The sequence below is a fragment of the Paenibacillus sp. UNC499MF genome (genome assembly GCF_900107975.1).
Taxonomy (GTDB): domain Bacteria; phylum Bacillota; class Bacilli; order Paenibacillales; family NBRC-103111; genus Paenibacillus_F.
This window is the reverse complement of sequence record NZ_FNVF01000009.1, coordinates 53,989-73,987: the sequence shown is the minus strand read 5'-3', so window position 1 is coordinate 73,987 and position 19,999 is coordinate 53,989. Positions and strand designations below refer to the sequence as shown.

At 54.8% G+C, this 19,999-nt stretch carries 7 protein-coding genes; all 7 read right to left on the bottom strand.

Annotated features, from left to right (window positions below; translation table 11 throughout):
- Positions 1–2: 2 nt before the first annotated feature.
- From C4S74_RS18350 to C4S74_RS18320, 7 genes are read right to left on the bottom strand one after another with little or no spacing between them, the layout of a single operon-like run.
- Complete coding sequence (locus tag C4S74_RS18350; RefSeq protein WP_258042534.1) at positions 3–4,736, bottom strand: type I polyketide synthase; 4,734 nt, start codon at positions 4,734–4,736, stop codon at positions 3–5.
- A complete protein-coding gene (locus tag C4S74_RS18345; protein ID WP_258042533.1) occupies positions 4,726–7,353 on the bottom strand; it encodes an amino acid adenylation domain-containing protein in 2,628 nt (875 codons plus the stop codon). Before C4S74_RS18345 ends, C4S74_RS18350 begins: the two co-directional genes overlap by 11 nt.
- A gap of 32 nt (positions 7,354–7,385) precedes the next feature.
- Positions 7,386–16,631, bottom strand: coding sequence for a hybrid non-ribosomal peptide synthetase/type I polyketide synthase (locus C4S74_RS18340; RefSeq protein WP_103996737.1), 9,246 nt, complete (start codon positions 16,629–16,631; stop codon positions 7,386–7,388).
- Positions 16,624–17,805 (bottom strand): acyl-CoA dehydrogenase family protein, encoded by a 1,182-nt coding sequence (locus C4S74_RS18335; protein ID WP_103996736.1) that lies wholly within the window; start codon positions 17,803–17,805, stop codon positions 16,624–16,626. The genes C4S74_RS18340 and C4S74_RS18335 overlap by 8 nt, the downstream gene beginning before the upstream one ends.
- A 3-nt stretch (positions 17,806–17,808) precedes the next feature.
- A complete protein-coding gene (locus tag C4S74_RS18330; protein ID WP_053491437.1) occupies positions 17,809–18,060 on the bottom strand; it encodes an acyl carrier protein in 252 nt (83 codons plus the stop codon).
- A 4-nt stretch (positions 18,061–18,064) separates the two neighbouring features.
- Positions 18,065–19,129 carry an HAD family hydrolase gene (locus C4S74_RS18325; RefSeq protein WP_103996735.1) on the bottom strand — a complete coding sequence of 355 codons (1,065 nt, stop codon included), beginning with the start codon at positions 19,127–19,129 and terminating at the stop codon, positions 18,065–18,067.
- 12 nt (positions 19,130–19,141) lie between these two features.
- On the bottom strand, positions 19,142–19,996 hold the full coding sequence (locus C4S74_RS18320) for a 3-hydroxyacyl-CoA dehydrogenase family protein (RefSeq protein WP_103996734.1): 855 nt from the start codon (positions 19,994–19,996) through the stop codon (positions 19,142–19,144).
- Positions 19,997–19,999: the final 3 nt, after the last annotated feature.

Below are 19,999 nucleotides of genomic sequence, written 5' to 3'. Positions count from 1 at the left end.
CTTCACGTTCTATTCCTTTTTTGCAGCCGCTTCTGCAGCCTGTTCTTTCCGTCCTGTATCAGTTCTGTACGGTCCGCCGCTTCTTGCTGCAGAGCGGTTCCCGATTGCGATCTTCTCAGCAGCCCGGCGAGTGCGTGAATTGTCGGATGGCTGAACATGTCAACGACTGACACTTCCTGCCGGAGTGAACGCTGGAGCTTGGAGTTCATTTGAATCATATCGAGCGAGGTGGCTCCCAGCTCGAAGAAGTTATCATGCAGGCCGACTTGATCGATACCCAGATAGTCACGCCATAGCTCAGTTAAAGTCTGCTCCAGTTCGTCCTCCGAAGGTGCAAACGGCGTGCTGACGCCGGAACGTGCCGTTGTGCGGGATAGACCGCTCTTCTCCCCATCCACGAGAGATTGCAAGGATGAAGTGCGGGCGGCATGCAGCCGCAAACTCAAATCCGTCGTCGATACCGTTACCTGGGGCAGACCGCAAGCCAGTGCATGCCGGAAAACGGCGATTCCTTCGTCCGGTAACAGCCGGGTCCGCTTGTCCGGGCCTTGTGCCGACACTCCCGCTTGAGCCGCAGCGACGGCGACTTCTTGTTCAGCCGCCGCGGCCATTCCGACGGTTTGCCACCCGTCCCAATCAATCGCGACCACATGCGTATCGTCCAGCGCGCGTTTGCGGTAGGCATAAGCATCGAGAAACGCATTGGCCGCGCAGTACCCCGCTTGGCCCAAAGCGCCCAGCACGCTGGTCAGAGAAGAGCACAATACGAGGAAGTCCAGCTTCCTTCCGGCCAGCACTCGCTCAAGGACACGCGTGCCGTTCACCTTGGCCGCCAATGCATGCTCCTCAATTTCCCGGGTGCGCCGCTGAATGAGCGCTCCATCGGGCGTGCCGGCCGCGTGTATAACGCCGTGAATCGTGCCGAAGCGGTCGAGCGCCCGGGCTATGGCCTGCTCCATTTGCTGCTCGTCGCTTACATCCGCTTTGCAGACCAGTACCTCGGCTCCAACCTGCTCCAGCTCCTTGAGCTTTTGCAGCTGAATCGCCTGAGCTTCGTCGGTCGTATGTTCGGCATAGTGGCGCCAATCCGCTCCTTCCCTTATTCCCGATCGGCCGATAAGGATGAGCTTGGCTCTCACGGTCTTCGCCAGATGCTCCGCTAAGGTCATTCCTATACCGCCCAAGCCTCCGGTTATCAGGTATACCCCCTCTTCCCTGAGGCCGAAATTTTCTTCGACAGCCGCGGGGGGCGGTATTGGAACGTAGGTCTGCACCCAGCGGTTCGGACCGCGATACGCGACGAAAATCTCCTCGGAAAAAGCGGTTAATTCGGCCTGCAACCGGCCCAATAGCGCTTGCTGCCGATGTTCTGAGTCCTCCTGCCCCGGCGAATCCGCTATATCGATGGTTCGACAGCGCACATTGCCGTATTCCTGCGGGATAACCAGACATGCCCCAAGCACCGTTGCTTGTTCCGGCAGCACCCGCTCCACTCCTGTCACCTCTTGCATTCCCGACGTTATGACCGATAGCTGCAGTTCATCCTGCAGTCCGCAAGTCCCGATCGCCTGAGTCAGTGAAATAAGGCTGAGATAACCCTTGTCGAGTACCCTTGCGCTGCAGGAAGCGGTCCACCCCTCGGTGTGTTCGCTCTCCCCGGTCAGCCAAGCATGAACAATACGCTCCGGCACTGTGCCGGCTTCCTTCAAACTTTGCAGCAGACGGGTATAATGCTCTCCCTGCCCCGGATCGATCCCGTACGCATGATCATTTTGCTGAGCAAACGTATTCGACGGATAAACCGAAACGACGCGATGACCTTCTTGCTGCAACCGCGCTGCCAGCCGGGAACCTATTCCATGCTCTGGCGTAAAAACAAGCCAAGTGCTTTTGGCGTTCATGCCCGCTGCCGCACCCGCCGCTTCGTTCAACAGAGAACGTTCCCAGATCGGCGTGTACAGCCATTCCCGCGCGGCGTTCTTTTTAACCGGACCGGCAGCGCTTTGGGGTATAGGTTCCTTCGTCTGCTTGCGGACAAGTCCTTGCTTTAGAACATCCGTATCAAAAGGCGGATCGACCCAGTACCGCCGACGCTCAAACGGATACGTCGGCAAAGCTGTCCGCCGGCGCTTTTCGTTCGCGTGGAACGCCTTCCAATTGGGCCGGGCACCTTCCAGCCACAAGCGTCCCACCTGCTGCTGCAAATAATAGTCGTCCCGCACCTGCTCCTTCACATGCCGGATAAGATTGATGACGGCATGCCGCTCCTTCTTATCCGGATGACGACGCACGAATGCGCTTAATGTGTTGCCGGGACCGACTTCCACAAACACGGCCTTGTCGTCATGCAGCAGCTCGCTAAGACCGTCGGCAAAGCGGACGGTGCCGCGCAAATGACGTACCCAGTAATCGGGATCGACTGTTTCTTCCTTCGTGATCCAGCCTCCGCTTACATTTGAAATATAGGGTATGTGTGCGGCTTGCAGCTTCATTCCGCTCAACTTCAGCCGAAACGGCTCCATTGCCGGTTCCATCATGAGGGAGTGAAAGGCATGTGACGTATGCAGCCTTGTGCAGGCCTGCCCTTTCCGGTCCAGCTTTTCTTCCAAAAGCTCTATCGCCTCGTAAGATCCCGATACGACACACATTGCCGGACCGTTAACTGCCGCAAGCGATAAGCCTTCATTCATGAACGGCAAGAGTTCCTGCTCAGGTAAAGGTATGCTTAACATCGCTCCCCCCGGCAGACTGTGCATAAGCTTACCCCGCAGCACGACCAACTCCAGCGCTTCTTCTAAGGTCATTACTCCTGCCAGACAAGCGGCCACATATTCGCCGACGCTGTGTCCGATCATGGAGGCGGGTTTCAGCCCCCATCCGATCAGTAGATTTGCGAGCGCATAGGAGAATATAAACATGACCGGTTGTGTCACGTCCGTCTGCTTTAAACGATTATGATGATCTTCGGCCGCTTCGCTATCGGCTGGATACATCAAAGCTTTTAAATCAACGTCCATCAACGGACGGACAATCTCAAAGCACCGATCGGCTGCTTCGCGGAATTGGGGCTCATGATTGTAGAGATCCAGTCCCATATTGACATACTGCGCGCCCTGCCCAGGGAACATAAATACAAGTCTGGGCTGTTCAGAGCCGCCGATATGGTTGTAAACCCGTTCAGGAGGCAGGCTGTCCAGCAGTTCCAGCGCTTCCTCCGCCGAAGAACTTACAAGCATGCGTCTATGCTTGAATGCCCTGCGGCCGATTTGCAGTGTATAGGCCGCATCGGGTAGAGACACGCCGGGATTGGCCCGCAAATATTCGCGGAAGCGGGCTGTAGCTTGTTCTAGTCCCGATTCCGTCTTTGCCGATAAAAGAAGCAGCTGTGAATCTCTCCCTTTGGTTTCTTCCGCCGGGGGAGGCGCTTCTTCAAGCACCACATGCACATTGGTTCCGCCGATGCCGAACGAGCTCACTCCGGCTCTTAGCGGTTGAAGCTCGTTCGTCCAGTCCGTGAGTTCCGTATTGACGATAAACGGACTGCCGGCAAAATCGATTTTGGGATTAGGCTTCTCGAAGTGTAAGCTCGGCGGAAGCTGCTTGTGCATAAGCGCCAGCACCGTTTTGATGAACGCCGCAACTCCGGCGGCGCTGTTTAAGTGGCCGATGTTCGTCTTGACGGAGCCGATCCGGCAGAACCCTGTTTTGTCCGTCTGGAAAGCCAGCTTAAGCGCTTCGATCTCGACGGGATCGCCCAGCGCCGTACCGGTTCCGTGCGCTTCGATATAGCTGATGCTTTCCGGAGCGACTCGGCTCATCCGCTGCGCCGCCCGGATTACCTCCGCCTGCCCCTCTACACTTGGAGCGGAGTAGCCCATTTTACGCGTACCGTCATTGTTCGCCGCCGAGCCCTTAATAACCGCATAAACAGCGTCCCCGTCTGCTAGTGCCTGCTTAAGCGGCTTCAGAACAACGACACCCGCTCCTTCGCCGCCGACGGTTCCCTTGGCGTTTGAATCGAAAGCACGGCAATGGCCGTCCGGCGAGCTGACCATCCCTTCCTCGTATAAATAGCCTTCCGTCCGGGGTACCGTTACGGTAACCCCGCCGGCTAACGCTATCCGGCATTCGCCCGTAAGCAGCGCCCTGCAGGCCAGGTGAATGGCCAGCAGGGAGGTGGAGCAGGCGGAATCGACGCTCACACTCGTGCCTTTTAGATTCAGCTTATGGGAAATTCGCGTGCTCAAGAAATCTTTATCCGACAAAGCCAGTGCGGCGAACTGCTCGGCTGTGCTTTCGCTGCGCGAAAGCATGGCCACCAGCTGCCAGTAAATACTCGACGACGCTCCCGCGAACAGACCGACGGCACCGCTTGTCTGCTCCGTGTCGTAGCCTGCGTGCTCCAGCGCTTCCCAAGCGCACTCATGAAAGATCCGCAGCTGCGGATCAATGACTTCAGCCTCGCGCGGCGAATAATCGAAGAAATCGGAATCAAACCATTCCGCATCGGGTAAGAGTCCTTTCGCTCTCACATACTTGGGGTTTCGTATCAGTGCGGGATCGATTCCTGCGGACTCAAGTTCGCTGTCGGAGAAGAAGTGAATCGATTCCTTGCCGTTTCTCAGGTTATCCCAGTACTCTTCTATATTTCGCGCTTCGGGAAATCGTCCGGCCATACCGATCACAGCGATTTCAAGCCCGGTGGCCGCTTGTGCTTGTCCGCTTTTAGTCATCATGCGCCCCCTCCAAAATCAGCATCGTCTGTTCCATGGTCTCGAATCCAGCATCCATCTCCTCGTTGCCGGCCATATCTTGGGGCACAGGAGCCTCGCCTTTGTCCATCCGCTGCAAATACCCGCTGAGCGCCGAAACCGTGGTGTACTGGAACATAACGGGTACCGGAATGTCATGCCCGAAGGTTTCCTTCAGCATATTGACTACCTGGACCAACTGGAACGAGTTTCCACCCAGGTCGAAAAACGTATCCTGGACCCCCACTTTGTCTTCGCTAACCCCCAAGACCTCGGCCCAGATCCGGACGAGTGTGTTCTCCGTTTCACCCTGTGGGGCCACGTATTCCTTGCCGGTATGAACATGTGCTTTCGGATCGGGTAAAGCTTTCCTGTCCAGTTTGCCGTTTGCCGTTACGGGAAGCCGGTTCAGGCGGACAAAATAGGCCGGAATCATATAAGCGGGCAGCTGCCCGGACAGATGCTCCCGAAGCTTAGCGGCGGAAAGATCATCAGGCCCGGTATAATACGCGCACAAAATGTTCTGCCCGCTCTCATCTTCCCTGATGTGGATTACAGCTTCGCGAATTTCTTCGTGACGCCGCAGAAGAGCTTCGATCTCGCCAGGCTCTATGCGATATCCCCGTACTTTGACCTGGTCATCCCGGCGGCCCAAGTACTCCAGCGTTCCGTCTTGGAGCCATCGTCCCAGATCGCCCGTCAAATACAGCCGCTCTCCGGGAACGAACGGGTGAGGCACGAATTTCTCCCCTGTCAGCTCAGGCCGGCCGAGATAACCGCGAGCCAGACCCGCACCCGTAACACATATTTGGCCGGGCAATCCCGGTGGAAGCAGCCGGAGATTATCGTCCAAAATATAAACCTTGGCATTGTCGACCGGCCGACCGATCGGAAGGCTTCCGTTATCCGGCTTAATTTCAGTGAACGTAGTCACGACCGTATTCTCGGTAGGACCGTAATTGTTGAACAACCGGTAGCTGCCCGGCTTATACCGCTTCAAACGGTCTCCGCCCGTTAACAAGATCCGCAGCGGGGTCTGTTCCCGGTCCGGCAAATCCATAAACTGCTCGCACATTAGTGTCGGCAGGAAGGCGATAGTAATGCCGTTCTTCGTGAAAAAATCATCCAGCTTTTTTGCATCCAGTCTGATCTCGGAAGGTACGACATAAATACATGCCCCTGCAAGCAAATAAGGGAACACTTCCCATACCGAAGCGTCAAATCCGAAACCGGCATACTTAATGCTGCGGTCCTCCGCAGTTACACGAAATGCGCGATTGTGCCAGCAGGCCAGATTGACTAGCGAACGGTGCTCAATCATGACACCCTTCGGCTGTCCGGTTGACCCGGATGTATAGATAATATAAGCCAGATCATCCGCTGTGCTTTCTAATGCCAAATTACCTGCTTCGCCGGCAAATAACTTTTCATCGTCTAGGAACAGCGTCTTGCGGCCTGCCGTTCTGCCGGTAAAAGCCTGTTGTGTCAGTACCACTTGTGCGCCGCTGTCTTCCAGCATGTATGTCAGACGCTCGTCGGGATAATCCGGGTCTATCGGAAGGAAAGCGCCGCCGGCTTTAAGGACAGCCATCATACCGAGCATCATGTCGGCGGAGGGTGCAAACAGCAAGCCCACGATGTCGCCTGTGCCGATCCCTTCCGCCCGCAGGATCCGGGCAAGCCGGTTGGCTTTCTCATTCAGCTCGCGATACGTCATTTGCCGCTCCTGGTTAACGATGGCAGGCGCATGCGGAGTCCGTGCCGTCTGCTCTTCAAACAATTGCTGAACGGTCTTATGTTCAGGAAATTCGGCCGGGCTGCCGGCGAGCGGGCCGAGTAGATCCTCTCTCTCTCCCGGCAGCAGAATGTCGATGCTCTTCAGCGGAAGATCCGGATTCGCCAGCGTTTCCCGCAGCAGAAGCGTGTAACGCGAGATGAGTTTATTTATGGTGTCGCTGCGGTAGAGCTGCGCATTATATTGAACCGTACCGCCAATGCGGTCCTGCTTCCTTTGAAAAGAAAACAGCGTAGTCCATTTCACATTCCGGAAATAACGCTCTTCATGAATGTTGTCGAGCAGCAATGCCGCCTCGAATAATGGATGTGCAATGGGATCATCCGTCTGAAGCGCCAATTGTTCCGCCATCATCTCCATCGGATAGCTCTGATGATCCACGGCTGCCACAACCGTATCTTGCGTGTGAAGAAGGCACTGCCTGAACGAAAGCGAATGATCGATCTTGATCCGTAAAGGCAGTACGGAATTGATAAATTCCGCCTCTTCCTTCTGCTTGTAGATCGGAGTTCCCAGCGTAACGACACTGCGATTGGACATTTTGGCCAGTAAAGCGGCGAGTGCGGCACTAAGTACGACATGAAGTTTTGAATCCGATTCGTTGCTGACTTGGAGCAGGCGGTCCGCCAGCTCCTGCGGAAAGGAGAACGAAGCTTCTTCAATCGTCACCCCTGCTCCGCGCGTGTAATCGCCGGGAAAACCGCTCTTGTCATATTCTCCGGACAAGGCGGACAGCCAGTAATCCCGCTCCTTGCTCTTTTGAGAAGCTGCCACTGCCAACCTGTCCAAACGATTTTCTGGCCCCATCCCTATTCCTCCCTTTCCTCCTCCGGGTCCGCTCATAGTCCGAATTCCCCCCGGGCTCCGGCAAGATAGACAGGTTCCGGCTCTGCTAGATGATGAGCAATCGTAATGTTCTTCAGCTTCTTGTCCGGATTTGCCAGAACACCGGATATAATATCCTGCATATAACCTGCCAAACGCACAATCGTGTCCCGCAGGAATAAGCGGGTGCTGTATTCGAACTTAAAGGACAGTCTTTCTCCGTCCTCCTCCGCGATCAGAGACAAATCAAAATGAGAGGCGTCGTGAACGAACGGGAATGGCTCCATCTTCAGGCCGGGAATGCTCATCTCAGGGTTCTGCATGTTTTGGAGCGCGAATACAACATCAAATACCGGATTACGGGCCAAATCACGATCCTGCCCCAACTGCTGAACCATTTCCTCAAATTGATAGTCCTGATTGGCAAATGCATCAAGGGTTGTGGCTCGCACTGCCTGGAGAAAAGCGCCGAAGCTCATTTCTTCATCCAATTGATTCCGCAGCGGAAGCATGTTGACGAATTTACCGATAATAAGCTGCAGAGACTGCTGTTTGCGGCCGATAACCGGAGTTCCTATCACAATGTCCTGCTGAGCGCAGACTTTGGCAAGAAGCAGGTTGAAAACGGCGAGAAGCGCCATAAACAAGGTCACATCTTCCTTCAGGCAGAGCGATTTCAGAGCTTGCGTCTGCTCCGTACTCAGATCAAAGGGAACTCGGCTGCCGGCAAAATTTCTTGACTCCGGACGCGGATAATCCGTACGCAGGGCTAGCCGTGGAACATCCCGCAGCTGATTTAGCCAGAATGCCCCCTGCCGCTGCTGCTCCTCCGTTTCCTTCATCCGGTTCTGCCATTCTGAAAAATCCTTATATTGCAGCACAAGCTCGGGCAATTCACGGCTGGCATACAGAGCCATAAAATCGTTAACGAATATGTCCTGCGATAATCCGTCCGACACGATATGATGAAGATCCACCATCAGCACATGCCGCTCATCCTCAAGCTTGATGAGTCCGGCGCGCATCAACGGCGCCCGGGTCAAATCAAAGGGACGCACGAACTTCGCCACTGCTTCGCGGATTTTCTCGGCGGTTTCCCCTTCTTCATCTAATAGTCCGGCGTCCGGTTCCCCCGGCCCAATTTCGCCGCTGAAGTCCGCATATTCAACCTCGAACTCGACGGTTTCGCTGATTTTCTGCATGGGCAAGCCGTTAACCAGTTCGAACGAAGTGCGCAAGCTTTCATGGCGCTTTATCAGCTGCCGGAGTACCGCTTCCATTCGGACCCTGTCCAGACTGCCTTTCAGAACGCCTGCGACAATTTCGTTATATCCCGTATGTCCCTGCTCCATCTGCTGGATCAAATACAGACGCTTTTGCGCGGAGGACAGCTCGTAATATTCGCGGGAGGGAGCCTTCTCGATATCCTGATAGGCACTTTGTTCGGCCTCATCGATATAGGCGGCAAGCTGCCGGATCGTCGGCATATTGAAAAAGCCAGACAAGCTGATTTCTACCTTCATTTCTTTATGAATTCCCGTCACGACCGTAATCGCCTTGAGCGAATCTCCGCCAAGCTCGAAGAAATCATCCTGTACCCCAATGCGGTCTATCCGGAAAAGCTGTTCCCACATCCCGCAGAGCTTGCGTTCGGACTCAGTTGCGGGAGCGATATATTCACCGGACAGCGCGGGACGGGTGTAGAAGCTGCCGTCACCCTGCGGAAGAGGTGCCTCTTCCTGAGCCGTCCGCTTCACCCACTTGTCGATCCGGTCCTGCAAACTGCCTGTCGACAGGACGATCTGGCTCGCTCCCCGGACCGACAATACGCGCTTCAGCAGCTCGGTCCCCTCTTCAGGCGCAATGAGCAGCTCCGATATTGAAGCGCCCGCCTGCCCGTGGATCGTCTGCTCCTTCTCCAGCTGCCAACCGTCCCAGTTGATACTGGTCCATGCCGTGCGCAAACGGCGGTTGCGGTCGTGTACATAGGCGTCCATAAAATGGTTCGCTGCCGAATAGGCGGTAAAACCTAATCCGCCGAGCATCGGAGACAGCGACGAAGCCAGCAGGCAGAAATCAAGCTCCTTGTCAGCCAGCACCTCATCCAAAACAAGGAGTCCATACAGCTTTGCTTGGAAATGCCGCTCGCTTAATTCTTTGTCTGTCTCCTCCAGCATCCTGAATGCCGCTTCGCCTGTCATACCGGCGTTGTGAATAACCCCGTTCAATGGACCGAACGCCGCCTCGGTTTGCCGGACAGCCTCTTTCATTTGCTCTTGATCCGACGAGTTCGCTGTACATACAAGGACTTCGGCTCCCTGAGATTCGAGCTGTTGCAGCTTGCCGATCTGAACACTAACGGTATTCTCAGGGCCGTTTTCGGCAAGCCACTGCCCCCATTTATCCTTGGGCGGAAATGGCGAGCGGCTGGTAAAAGCAAGCTTCGCCTGTACACTTCCGGCCAGATGACCGGCAAGGACCTGACCGATATATCCCAGCCCGCCTGTGATCAAATAGACGCCGCCTTGACGGAGTCCCACCGCTTCCGCTTCAGGTTCTGTAACCTTAACCGGTTCATAACCGAGTACCCAGCGTTCGTTGTCTCGATAGGCAGCCGCCAATTCGAACCGGGCAGCGCCAAATTCGTCGAGCAGACGGCGGATCAGTCTATCTCTCTGCCAGCTTTCCGCTTCCGGCAGGTTAATATCGATGCTGTGGCAATGAACGTGCGGTAATTCCTGCGGAATAACCCGGCATGGTCCAAGTACTGTCGCTTTCTCAGGATACAGGACAGACTCGCCGGCAATAGCCTGCATATTATCCGTCAGCACCCACATGCGCATTTCATGTCCCGAAGGTTGTTTCTTCAGCGCTTTGCCCGTGTATAACAAGCTGTAGTACCCGCGTTCCTGTGTGGCCCGCAGCCAAGCTGAACCGCTGTTGCGGGAAGATGGGGCGGAAATTCCCCATGTATGAAGCAGCCGATCAGGCAGTGCTCCCTGAGCTTCCAGATCAGCAAAAAGCTTCCTATAGTGATCTTCATTTTGCGGATTCAAGGTATATTGATGAGCAGCCGCCTGTTCGTAATGCTCGCCTGCGCTAACTACGATGATTTGCCCTTCACACTCGGCCAAGAATGCGATAATATCGGCGGCCAAGCCGTTTTCATCGGCGAATACAAGCCAATTACCGGCCATGTCTGCTGCGTTCATGTTGGCGGAGCAAGGAAGCAGCTGCTCTTTTTTCCATGTCGGCACATAGAACCAGTCGGACATGTCGGGCTGCTTGGCCACCTTGCCGCCCGGGCTCTGAAGCTTGCTTTTAGCGCTGCCCGCCGGCAGTAAACTACTCGCAGCAGCCGACTCGATCCAATAGCGCTGCCCGGCAAACGGATAAGCAGGCAGAGAGAGACGCAGCCGCGGTTCTTCCCCATGAAATGCTCTCCAATCGACAGACTGGCCGTAGAGCCACAATCTCCCGATCCGGTTAACGAGCAGGGAAGTGTCCGGTATACTGTTCTGCTCAGGCCGCATAAGGTTGAATGCCTGCTGTCCGCGCTTCGTATCGATGTAGCGACGCGCCAGGAGTGTTAAATCCTGTCCGGGGCCGATTTCCACGAACAGCCTGCCTTGCTGCTCTACAAGCCGCTCAATACCATCCGCAAAACGAACCGTATCGGTCATGTGCCGGGTCCAATAATCCGGGTCTGTCGCATCTTCATCCGTTATCCACTTGCCCGTCGTTGTAGAGACATACGGTATTTGCGGCGGATTCAAACGCACCTGCCGGACGGCCTCGGCGAAAGGCTCCGCCACTTCGCGAAGAAGCGAAGAATGAGAAGCCGTCGACACCGGCAATCTCATACAAACGTATTTGCCCGCCTTCATTTGCTGTTCGAATGCGGCGATTTCTTCTTCAGGGCCGGATACGATGCAGGAAGGCCCGTTGACGACGGCTAGTGACAGGGAGCCGGTAAGAAGAGGTTTGATATCTTGCTCAGGAAGCGGCACGCTGAGCATCCCGCCCGGCGGGACCTGCTGCATAAGCTCTCCGCGCAGTATGATGAGACGCATCGCCTCTTCCAGTGACATGACACCGGCGAGGCAGGCGGCAGCATACTCGCCGAAGCTGTAGCCTATCATCGCATCGGGCTTCACTCCCCATGACAGGAGAAGTCGCGCGAGCGCATATTCGAGCATAAGCATGGCAGGCTGGATATGTTTGGTCTGATTTAAGGGAGAGGATGCCGCCGCAGCCTCCGCTCCCGCATCCGGGTACAGCATCACCTTCATATCAGAGCCGGTAATGTCGAGATACAGACGGAAGCATCGGTTCATCTCTTCCCGGAACACGGGCTCGGTCTCATACAACCCCTTCCCCATGTTGATATATTGCGAGCCTTGCCCGGAGAACATGAATACGATTGAACCGCGTTCCTCTCCGGCCGTGCCGGAGATTACTTTGCGTGCATCGAAGCTAGCCCTGTCAGCGGAAGGCGTCAGTGCTGCTACCGCTTCCTCAACCGTGCTGCAGGAGAGCATGCGACGGTATTTGAAGGGACGCCGGCCGGTCTGCAAGGTATAGGCAATGTCGGCCAGATTCGCCGAAGGATGCTCTCTGAGATAGACGCCCAGATTGGCTGTCATCGAATCGAGCGCAGCCGGTGTCTGTGCGGACAATAGCAGCACCTGATCGGCCCGGCCCTTCCCGGCGTTTTCCTGTTCCGGAGCCTCTTCCATGATGACGTGGGCATTCGTTCCGCCTATTCCGAAAGAACTGACTCCCGCGCGCAGCGGATAGCCGTCGCTGCGCCAATCAGTCAGGCCGGTATTGACCACGAAAGGACTGCTCGCGAAATCAATGTTCGGATTCGGGGTCTCGTAATGAAGGCTGGGCGGAAGCTCTTTATAATGAAGCGCCAGTGCCGTCTTGATCAATCCCGCTACCCCAGCTGCGGCATCGAGATGTCCTATGTTCGTTTTTACGGAGCCTATGCGGCAAAAGCCGGTCTTGTCCGTCCGGAATGCCTTCGTCAACGCCTCGATCTCGATCGGATCGCCAAGCGTAGTTCCAGATCCGTGCGCTTCAACGTAGGTGATACTCTCGGCCGGAATTGCCGCGGCTTCTTGGGCCCTGGCGATAACATCCGCTTGGCCCTGTACGCTTGGCGCCGTAAAGCCGACCTTGCGGCTGCCATCATTGTTGATGGCCGAGCCTTTGATAACCGCATAAATCCGGTCGCCATCCGCAATAGCCGCCTCGAGCGATTTGAGCGCCACTAAACCAACGCCGTCTCCCCCTATCGTTCCCTTTGCTTTGGCATCGAAAGTGCGGCAGTGGCCGTCCGGCGACTTAACCATTCCTTCCTGATACAGATACCCTGATTTATGAGGGAGCACGATGGACGCGCCTCCGGCCAGAGCGAGATCGCAATCCCCGTTAAGAATAGACTGGCAGGCCAGATGCACAGCTACCAGTGAGGTAGAACATGCCGTTTGCAAACTGATTGCGGGGCCTTTCAAATTCAGCTTATGAGAAATGCGGGTGCTGACCGTGTACGAATCGTTCAGCGAATCAACCTCAAACATATCCGACAAATTCCCGTGCAGGCGGTCAGACAGCTGTGACAGCCAATGGAAATTGTTCGTTACCCCGGCAAACAGCCCGATAGACCCGGCATACCGTTGCGGGTCGCAGCCCGCGTCCTCCAGAGTATGCCACGCGCATTCGTGCAGGAGCCGGACCTGGGGATCCATAATCGCCGCCTGATCGGGAGTATAACCGAAGAAGGCCGGATCGAAGTGGTCCATCTCATCCAGCACGCCCTTCGCTTTGACAAACTCCGGGCGTTCCAAAAGCTGACGGTCAAAGCCGTACTCCGCCAGTTCGTCATCCGAAAAAAACGAAATCGACTCTCTGCCCTGCCGCAAATTGCTCCAAAACTCATGGACGTTTCGTGCGCCGGGGAATCTGCCGGCCAAACCGATAATCGCGATGTCCCGGCTACCCTCATTGTCGTGCTTCGCACGGCTGGATTGCGCCAGGGAAGACTGCTCGTTTTTCCTGCCGGCCGCTGCTCTCTCGATTCCGGGATCTGCCGATCGTTCACTTTCGCCTGCCAAATGTGCAGCCAACTCATATACGGTGGGGTATTGGAAAAGCATGACGATCGGAATCTCACGCTTAAGCTGCCTTTGCAGCTTGCTCTGCAGTTGGATGAGGTTAATCGAATTGCCGCCCACTTCAAAATACTTGTCGTGGATACCGATGCGGTCCAGCTCAAGCACGGCTTTCCAGGCGTCTGCGATGTGATTCTCCAGCTCTGTCCTCGGCATCGCAGCTTCCTGAACTTCGCGCGGAGCCTCAGCAAGCGCAGACAGTGCTTTGCGGTCCAGCTTACCGTTAGGTGTCAGCGGTATCCGTTCCAAGTGGACAATATGAGACGGGATCATATAATCGGGCAATTTTGCGGCAAGATATGCCCGCAGGTCGGACACGGACACTGTTTCAGTAGCGGTTACATAGGCGCATAACTCAGTCTGGGCGCCCCGTGGCTGGACCGTCACCGCTGCTTCTTGCACGGATTTGTGCTGCAGGAGCATCGTCTCGATTTCACCGGTTTCGATGCGGTGGCCGCGGATTTTTACTTGCTGGTCCATTCGTCCCATATATTCAATGGTTCCGTCTTCCTGCCAGCGCGCCATATCGCCTGTCTTGTAAATAATCCCGCTTGAGCGGAAGGGATCCGTTATAAACTTCTCCGCCGTCAGCTCCGCACGATTCAAGTAGCCGAGGGCAACACCGTCACCTCCGACGATCAGCTCGCCGGGAATGCCTATCGGCAGCAGGTTATCGTAGCGGTCGACGATATACGCCGAGGAATTGCTGATAGGACGCCCTATCGGGATATGCTCGTTAAATTCGCGGTCGATACGGAAACAGGTGGAAATGACCGTGTTTTCGGTAGGACCGTACGCGTTCCAGATCGTCAGCCCGGGACATGCTTGCCGGACGGCCTCAATGTGTTTCGGAGAGAGCACATCGCCGCCGACGACCAGGTTGCGGATACCGGCGAACATTTCCGGACGCTGCTGGGCCAGCTGATTGAATAAGGCTGGAGTCAGCAGTCCGCCCGATATTGCGCGCGTACGCAAAAAGGTATCCAGTCTGGCATTGTCCAGCAGGGTATGCTTGTCCGCAATATGCAGGCTGGCGCCGTTCAAGAGCGCTCCGAACACCTCGAATGTCAGTGCGTCAAAGCCGATTGCTCCTGCCTGAAGGACGCGGTCACGCGCTTCAAACTGGACGTAGTTCGTGTTCCGGACCAGCCTCACGATTCCACGATGTCCGACAATGACGCCTTTGGGCTTACCAGTCGAACCGGAGGTGTACATGACGTAAGCCGGATGATCCGGACCGCCTGCCGGAGGCAGCCCGGATGCTTCGCCGCGATGAAGAAGCGCTTCGTCCAGCTCCAGCACCTGAGCTTCTTCCGGTATCAGGACTTCAAGACCGGGTGAAGCCAGCACTATGCGTACATTGCCATCGGACAGCATGTAGGCGATCCTTTCGGCCGGATGGGCGGAATCAAGCGGCAGATAGACCCCTCCCGCTTTGAGAATGCCGAAGATTCCGGCAATCAATTCGGTGGATCTGTTCGCCATCAAGCCCACAACCTGGCCGCTTTCCATGCCTTTCGCCTGAAGCGAACGGGCAATCCGGTTAGCCTGCTCGTTCAGCTCACGATAGGTATAGGATTGCCGCTCGTCCGTTACAGCCAGACTCTCAGAAGACAGCAGCGCCTGTTCCTCGAACAGCTCATGAACACTTTTCCCGCCGGGATAATTTGAAGTTGTCAGGTTGAATAACAGAATTTGCTCCCGCTCTTCGTGGGTAAGAATCCCGATATCCTTAAGCCTTGTCTCCCGGTACGCGGTAACCTGTGTGGAGACTTGGGTGATTTGTTCAAGGATGTAGAGGTAATGATGAGCCAGCCTCTTGATCATATTTTCCGGATACGCCTGCTTATTATAAGAAAAGGTTAATTCCAGCTTTTCCGCCACGGTAATGCGGAGTGTCAAATCGAACTCGGTCTCTTCCTCAATATGATGAGGCTCCATGACAAGCGGTCCGTCGGTGCTTGTAAGCACTTCATCCAGCGGATAATTTTCCACTACGACCAGCGTATCGAACGGATTCCCTTCAGCTCTGAGCCCTCCGTATGTTTTGATATCCGTTAACGAAGTGTTCGCATGCTCTTCGCTTGCTTGAATAGAGGCATTCACCTCGGCCAGGAGCCCGGGCAAAAGTTTATCCGGACCCGCCGTCATGCGAAACGGTAGCGTGTTAATAAATAAGCCGACCATCTGCTCCATTCCGGGAATATTCGTATTGCGACCCGACACAGTGGTACCAAACAATACGTCGTCACTGTTAGTATAGTGCTGAAGCAGAATACCCCATGCCGTATATAAAAGAACGGCCTGCGTCACTTCTGCGGAACGGACCCATCGGTGAAGGCGGGCAGTGAAGGTACTGTTCCGTTTTTTCGTGTATAAGGCCATCTCGGGTGTCCCCGAAGCTAATGCGCTCCTTGTGCCGATGGGACGGTTCCGCATGTCATGCAAGTACCGGCTCCAGTAGTCCTCTTGTGCCTGCTTGTCCTGCTGCTGCAGCAAAGAGATAAACTGCTTCAGACGCGGCTTGTCCTGCCGTTCCGGCTCCTGCCCCTGCGCCAGCGTCAGATACGCGCTCCGCCATTCCTTCAACAGAATGCCGGTGCTCCAGCCATCGAACAAAATATGGTGAAAGCTCATCAGCAGCGTGTGTTTGCGTTCGGTCTGCTTGCACAGCGTCAGACGGAAAGGCACCTGATCCAGCGTGAACTTTTCCTTTTTATCGGAGGCAATCCGGTTTGCAATCAGCCCAGCCTGCGCACTCTCACGATAACCGGAATAGTCCTCATAACGAATAACGGGACGATGTTCCCGCAGCACGATTTGAACAGGCTGGTTCACCTCTTTCCAGCGGTACAGGGACCGCAGTGCCTCGTTGGTCTGCACGACGTAAGCCCACGCCCGTTCAAACAAAGAGGGCTCCAGCTCCCCGCTGACAACAAGCGCGATCAACTCTACATACTGCGTAGTTTCGGGATCTCTCAAGTATTGAAGCAGCATCCCGGACTGCATAGGGGTCAATGCCAAAATATCTTCAACGTTGCTTTTGTCCAGCTTTTGAGGTTCCTTCACGCTATCACCCATCCTTTCCTATTCGAACTTCCTCCTGCTTCTTTACCGCATATTTGCGAAGTCCGTATTGAGAAATGACCTGCTGCTGAATTTGGCTGGTGCCTTCGATGATTTCCAGCACCTTGGCTTCACGGAACAACCGCTCGGCAGGGTAGCCGGTGCGGCAGCCGTTGCCGCCGTGAACTTGCACTGTATCGTTCGTGACCTCGACAGCAACTTTCGACGTAAAATATTTGGCGATCGCTGTCTCGTCAACCGCTTCCGCCGCTCCGCTTTTGCGCATTTCACCTGCGGCAATACAAAGCGTACGGGCGGCATGAACCTTGGTGACCGCGTCTCCGATCAGCCCTTTGACGAGCTGGAACTGGTGCAGCTTCTCTCCGAATTGGGACCGCGACATGGAGTAGGCTACCATCGCTTCGAGGGCTTCGCCCGCAATTGCCGCTCCGGCCCAGGCAATGCTGTATCTGCCGTGATCAAGCGCGGTGGATACGATGTAAGTAAAGCCTCCGCCTACGATGCCGAGCACGTTCTCCGCCGGAACTCTCACTTCATTGAGCTGAATCTCCGCAATGTGAGCCCCCCGGTTGCCGAGCATGCCCGGCATAGGGCGTGTATGCACTCCCTCACGTTCGCGCTCTACAATGAATGAGGTGATCTGCCCGTTCGGATCGGCTGCGATCACGACGAAAAAATCGGCGATTGCGGCGAATGAAATCCACTTTTTGCTGCCATTCAGAATATAATGGCTTCCTTCTTTACGGTAGGTGGTCTGTACGCTTTTGGCATCCGAGCCCACATTCGGTTCCGATAAGGCGAAGGCGCCCAGCTTCTCCGCCCGCGCCATCTGCGGCAGCCAGTATCTTTTCTGTGCCTCTGTGCCGAATCGCAGCATGGTCTCTCCCAGCAGTGAGGTTTGAACGGTTATCAGCGCTCTCGTGTTGCAGCATGCTTTGCCGATCTGCTCTGTAAACAGTCCGTATGCCACAGGATCCAGCCCCAGACCGCCGTATTCCGCCGGCCAACTGGCCGCCAGATATCCCAATTGGCCCATTCGGTTAATTAAGCTGCGGGGCAGCTCGCCTGTGACATCGATTTCTTCTGCGAGCGGCCGGATTTCCCGGCCGGCAAAAATTTTAGCCTCTTCTATGATTTGGGCGGCAGACTCGCATGTCTGTGCAATCATCGCTTAGGCCTCCTGCTTATGCTTTTCGATTAGCTTGACGATATTGTTAAGCGTGCTGAAGTTAGCGATATCCAAATCCTCATTGCTGACCGTAAATCCGAATTCTTGTTCGATGTAGCTGAGAAGCTTCATCGCGAATAATGAATTGACGAAGCCCTTCTGAAAAATATGATCATCATCGGTGAAAACGGCCTCATCCTCAAATACAACCAGATTGCTTTCAATAAAACTGCGGATTTTTTGTTTGATTTCCATCTAGTTACCCCTTTCTCCCGGCAACCGTTACCAGCACATCAATGTAAGGCGGGAACGGCTGAATTTGGTTTAACTCGTTCTCGAACAGGATGTTACCTTCTCCGTCATTTGAAATTTCCGTGAAATTAGCGAAACGGTACGTGACATACATCATCTTGTTGCGGTCCGTCTGTTTGAAGTCGGCCCTGAGTACTTTCCCGTCATTTTTCGCCTGCTGCATGATATACGTGAGCATGACGGTACCGACTCCGCGAGACATCACTCTGCAGGACATGAGCAGCATTTTCAGATGCCAGCAGCTTTCCTTCAATTCGATCAGAGCGAGCCCGATTTTTCCGTAAGAGCCGTATTTATCCGTCAATTCACAGACGAGCAGGATATGACTATCCGACTGTCTGATCGTGTCCAGCTCCTCGTAGCTGTACGTATAACCCGTCGCATTCAGCTGATTTGTGCGGATGGTCAGTTCCTCCGCCCGTTTCAAGTCTTCCTCTCTAGCCTCGCTAATGACAAAGCGCATGCCGAGCGAGCTTAGAAACGCCTCTTGGGGTCCGGCAAACGATTCTTCTTCGTTTTTGCGCAGCATATCTTCCAGATACATGGCGCGCCGGCGTCTTGAATCTTCCGTAATAAACCGGGGATTGAGACGCGGGTGACCGAGCAGTGTCTCGTAAGGCGTCACATCCAGACACTCTACCTCCGGATGGGTGCTCAGGACCTCATCCCGTTCGAAGGGCTGATCGTCGATGAACAGAATCGTGTCCATCCCGATGTTCAAGTTTGAGCGTATTTTGTCGATCGATACGGATTTGGCATTCCAATTGATTTCGGGATACAGGAAATAGGTGTCGATACCGAATTCCTTCAGCTTGTCCAGCGCATGCACCGTATCATTGCGGCTTGCGATTGATTGCAGAATGCCGCGAGAATCAAGTTCCGCCAGAAGCTCGCGCATGCGCGGTTTTAGCTTCACCTCGTCGGACTCCAGCAAAATGCCGTCCCACATCGTGTTGTCCAGATCCCAGATCACACATTTGACTTCTTTTAACTTGTCCGCTGCCCCGTTCATTGTTATCCCTCCTTACTTGCTGTAATCGAAAAATCCTTTTCCCGATTTTTTGCCAAGGTAACCGGCATCCACCATCTTTACGAGCAGCGGGCAGGGCCGGAATTTCGGATCCTTATAGCTGTCCTGCAGCACCAGCAGCGAATTGAGAATGGTATCCAGGCCGATCAGATCACACGTAGCAAGCGGCCCCATTTTGTGACCGAAGCCCAAACGGAAAATCTTATCGACATCCTTCGGCTCTGCGACTCCGTCCTGTACGGTCCAGACGCATTCGTTAATCGTCAGCATGAGGACTCGATTTGTTACGAAACCGGGGAAATCATTTACCACTACCGGAACTTTATCGAATGATTTCAAAAACTGCTCCCCGCTGGCAACGGTCTCGTCCGATGTATGCTCGCCCCGGATGACCTCGACCAATTCCTTCATCGGGACAGGGTTCATGAAATGCATACCGATGACATTCTCCGGTCTCGGCATTAGCGAGCCAACCTTCGTAATGGAAATGCAGCTTGTGTTGACGGCATAAATGGTTTGTAAGCCGCACACCCCGGACAATTCCGTAAACACCGTTTTCTTAAGCTCCCACTCTTCTGTCACGTTCTCAATCACAAACTGGACACGCGAGAAGTCATCATAAGCCGTGGTAAAGGTGATCCGGGACAGGACGTCCTCCACGGTTAGCTGTTTCGCCTGAGACTTGACCAGCTTTAACAGCCGGAAATCTGTCTTGATTTTCTCTTTAGCTTGATGCAGGACATCTTCGCTAATATCTTTGAGCACCACTTCGTATCCATAACAAGCCAGATCCAAAGCAACGTCACTGCCCATTACACCCGCACCGACAACTCCGACGGTTCGTATCATAAA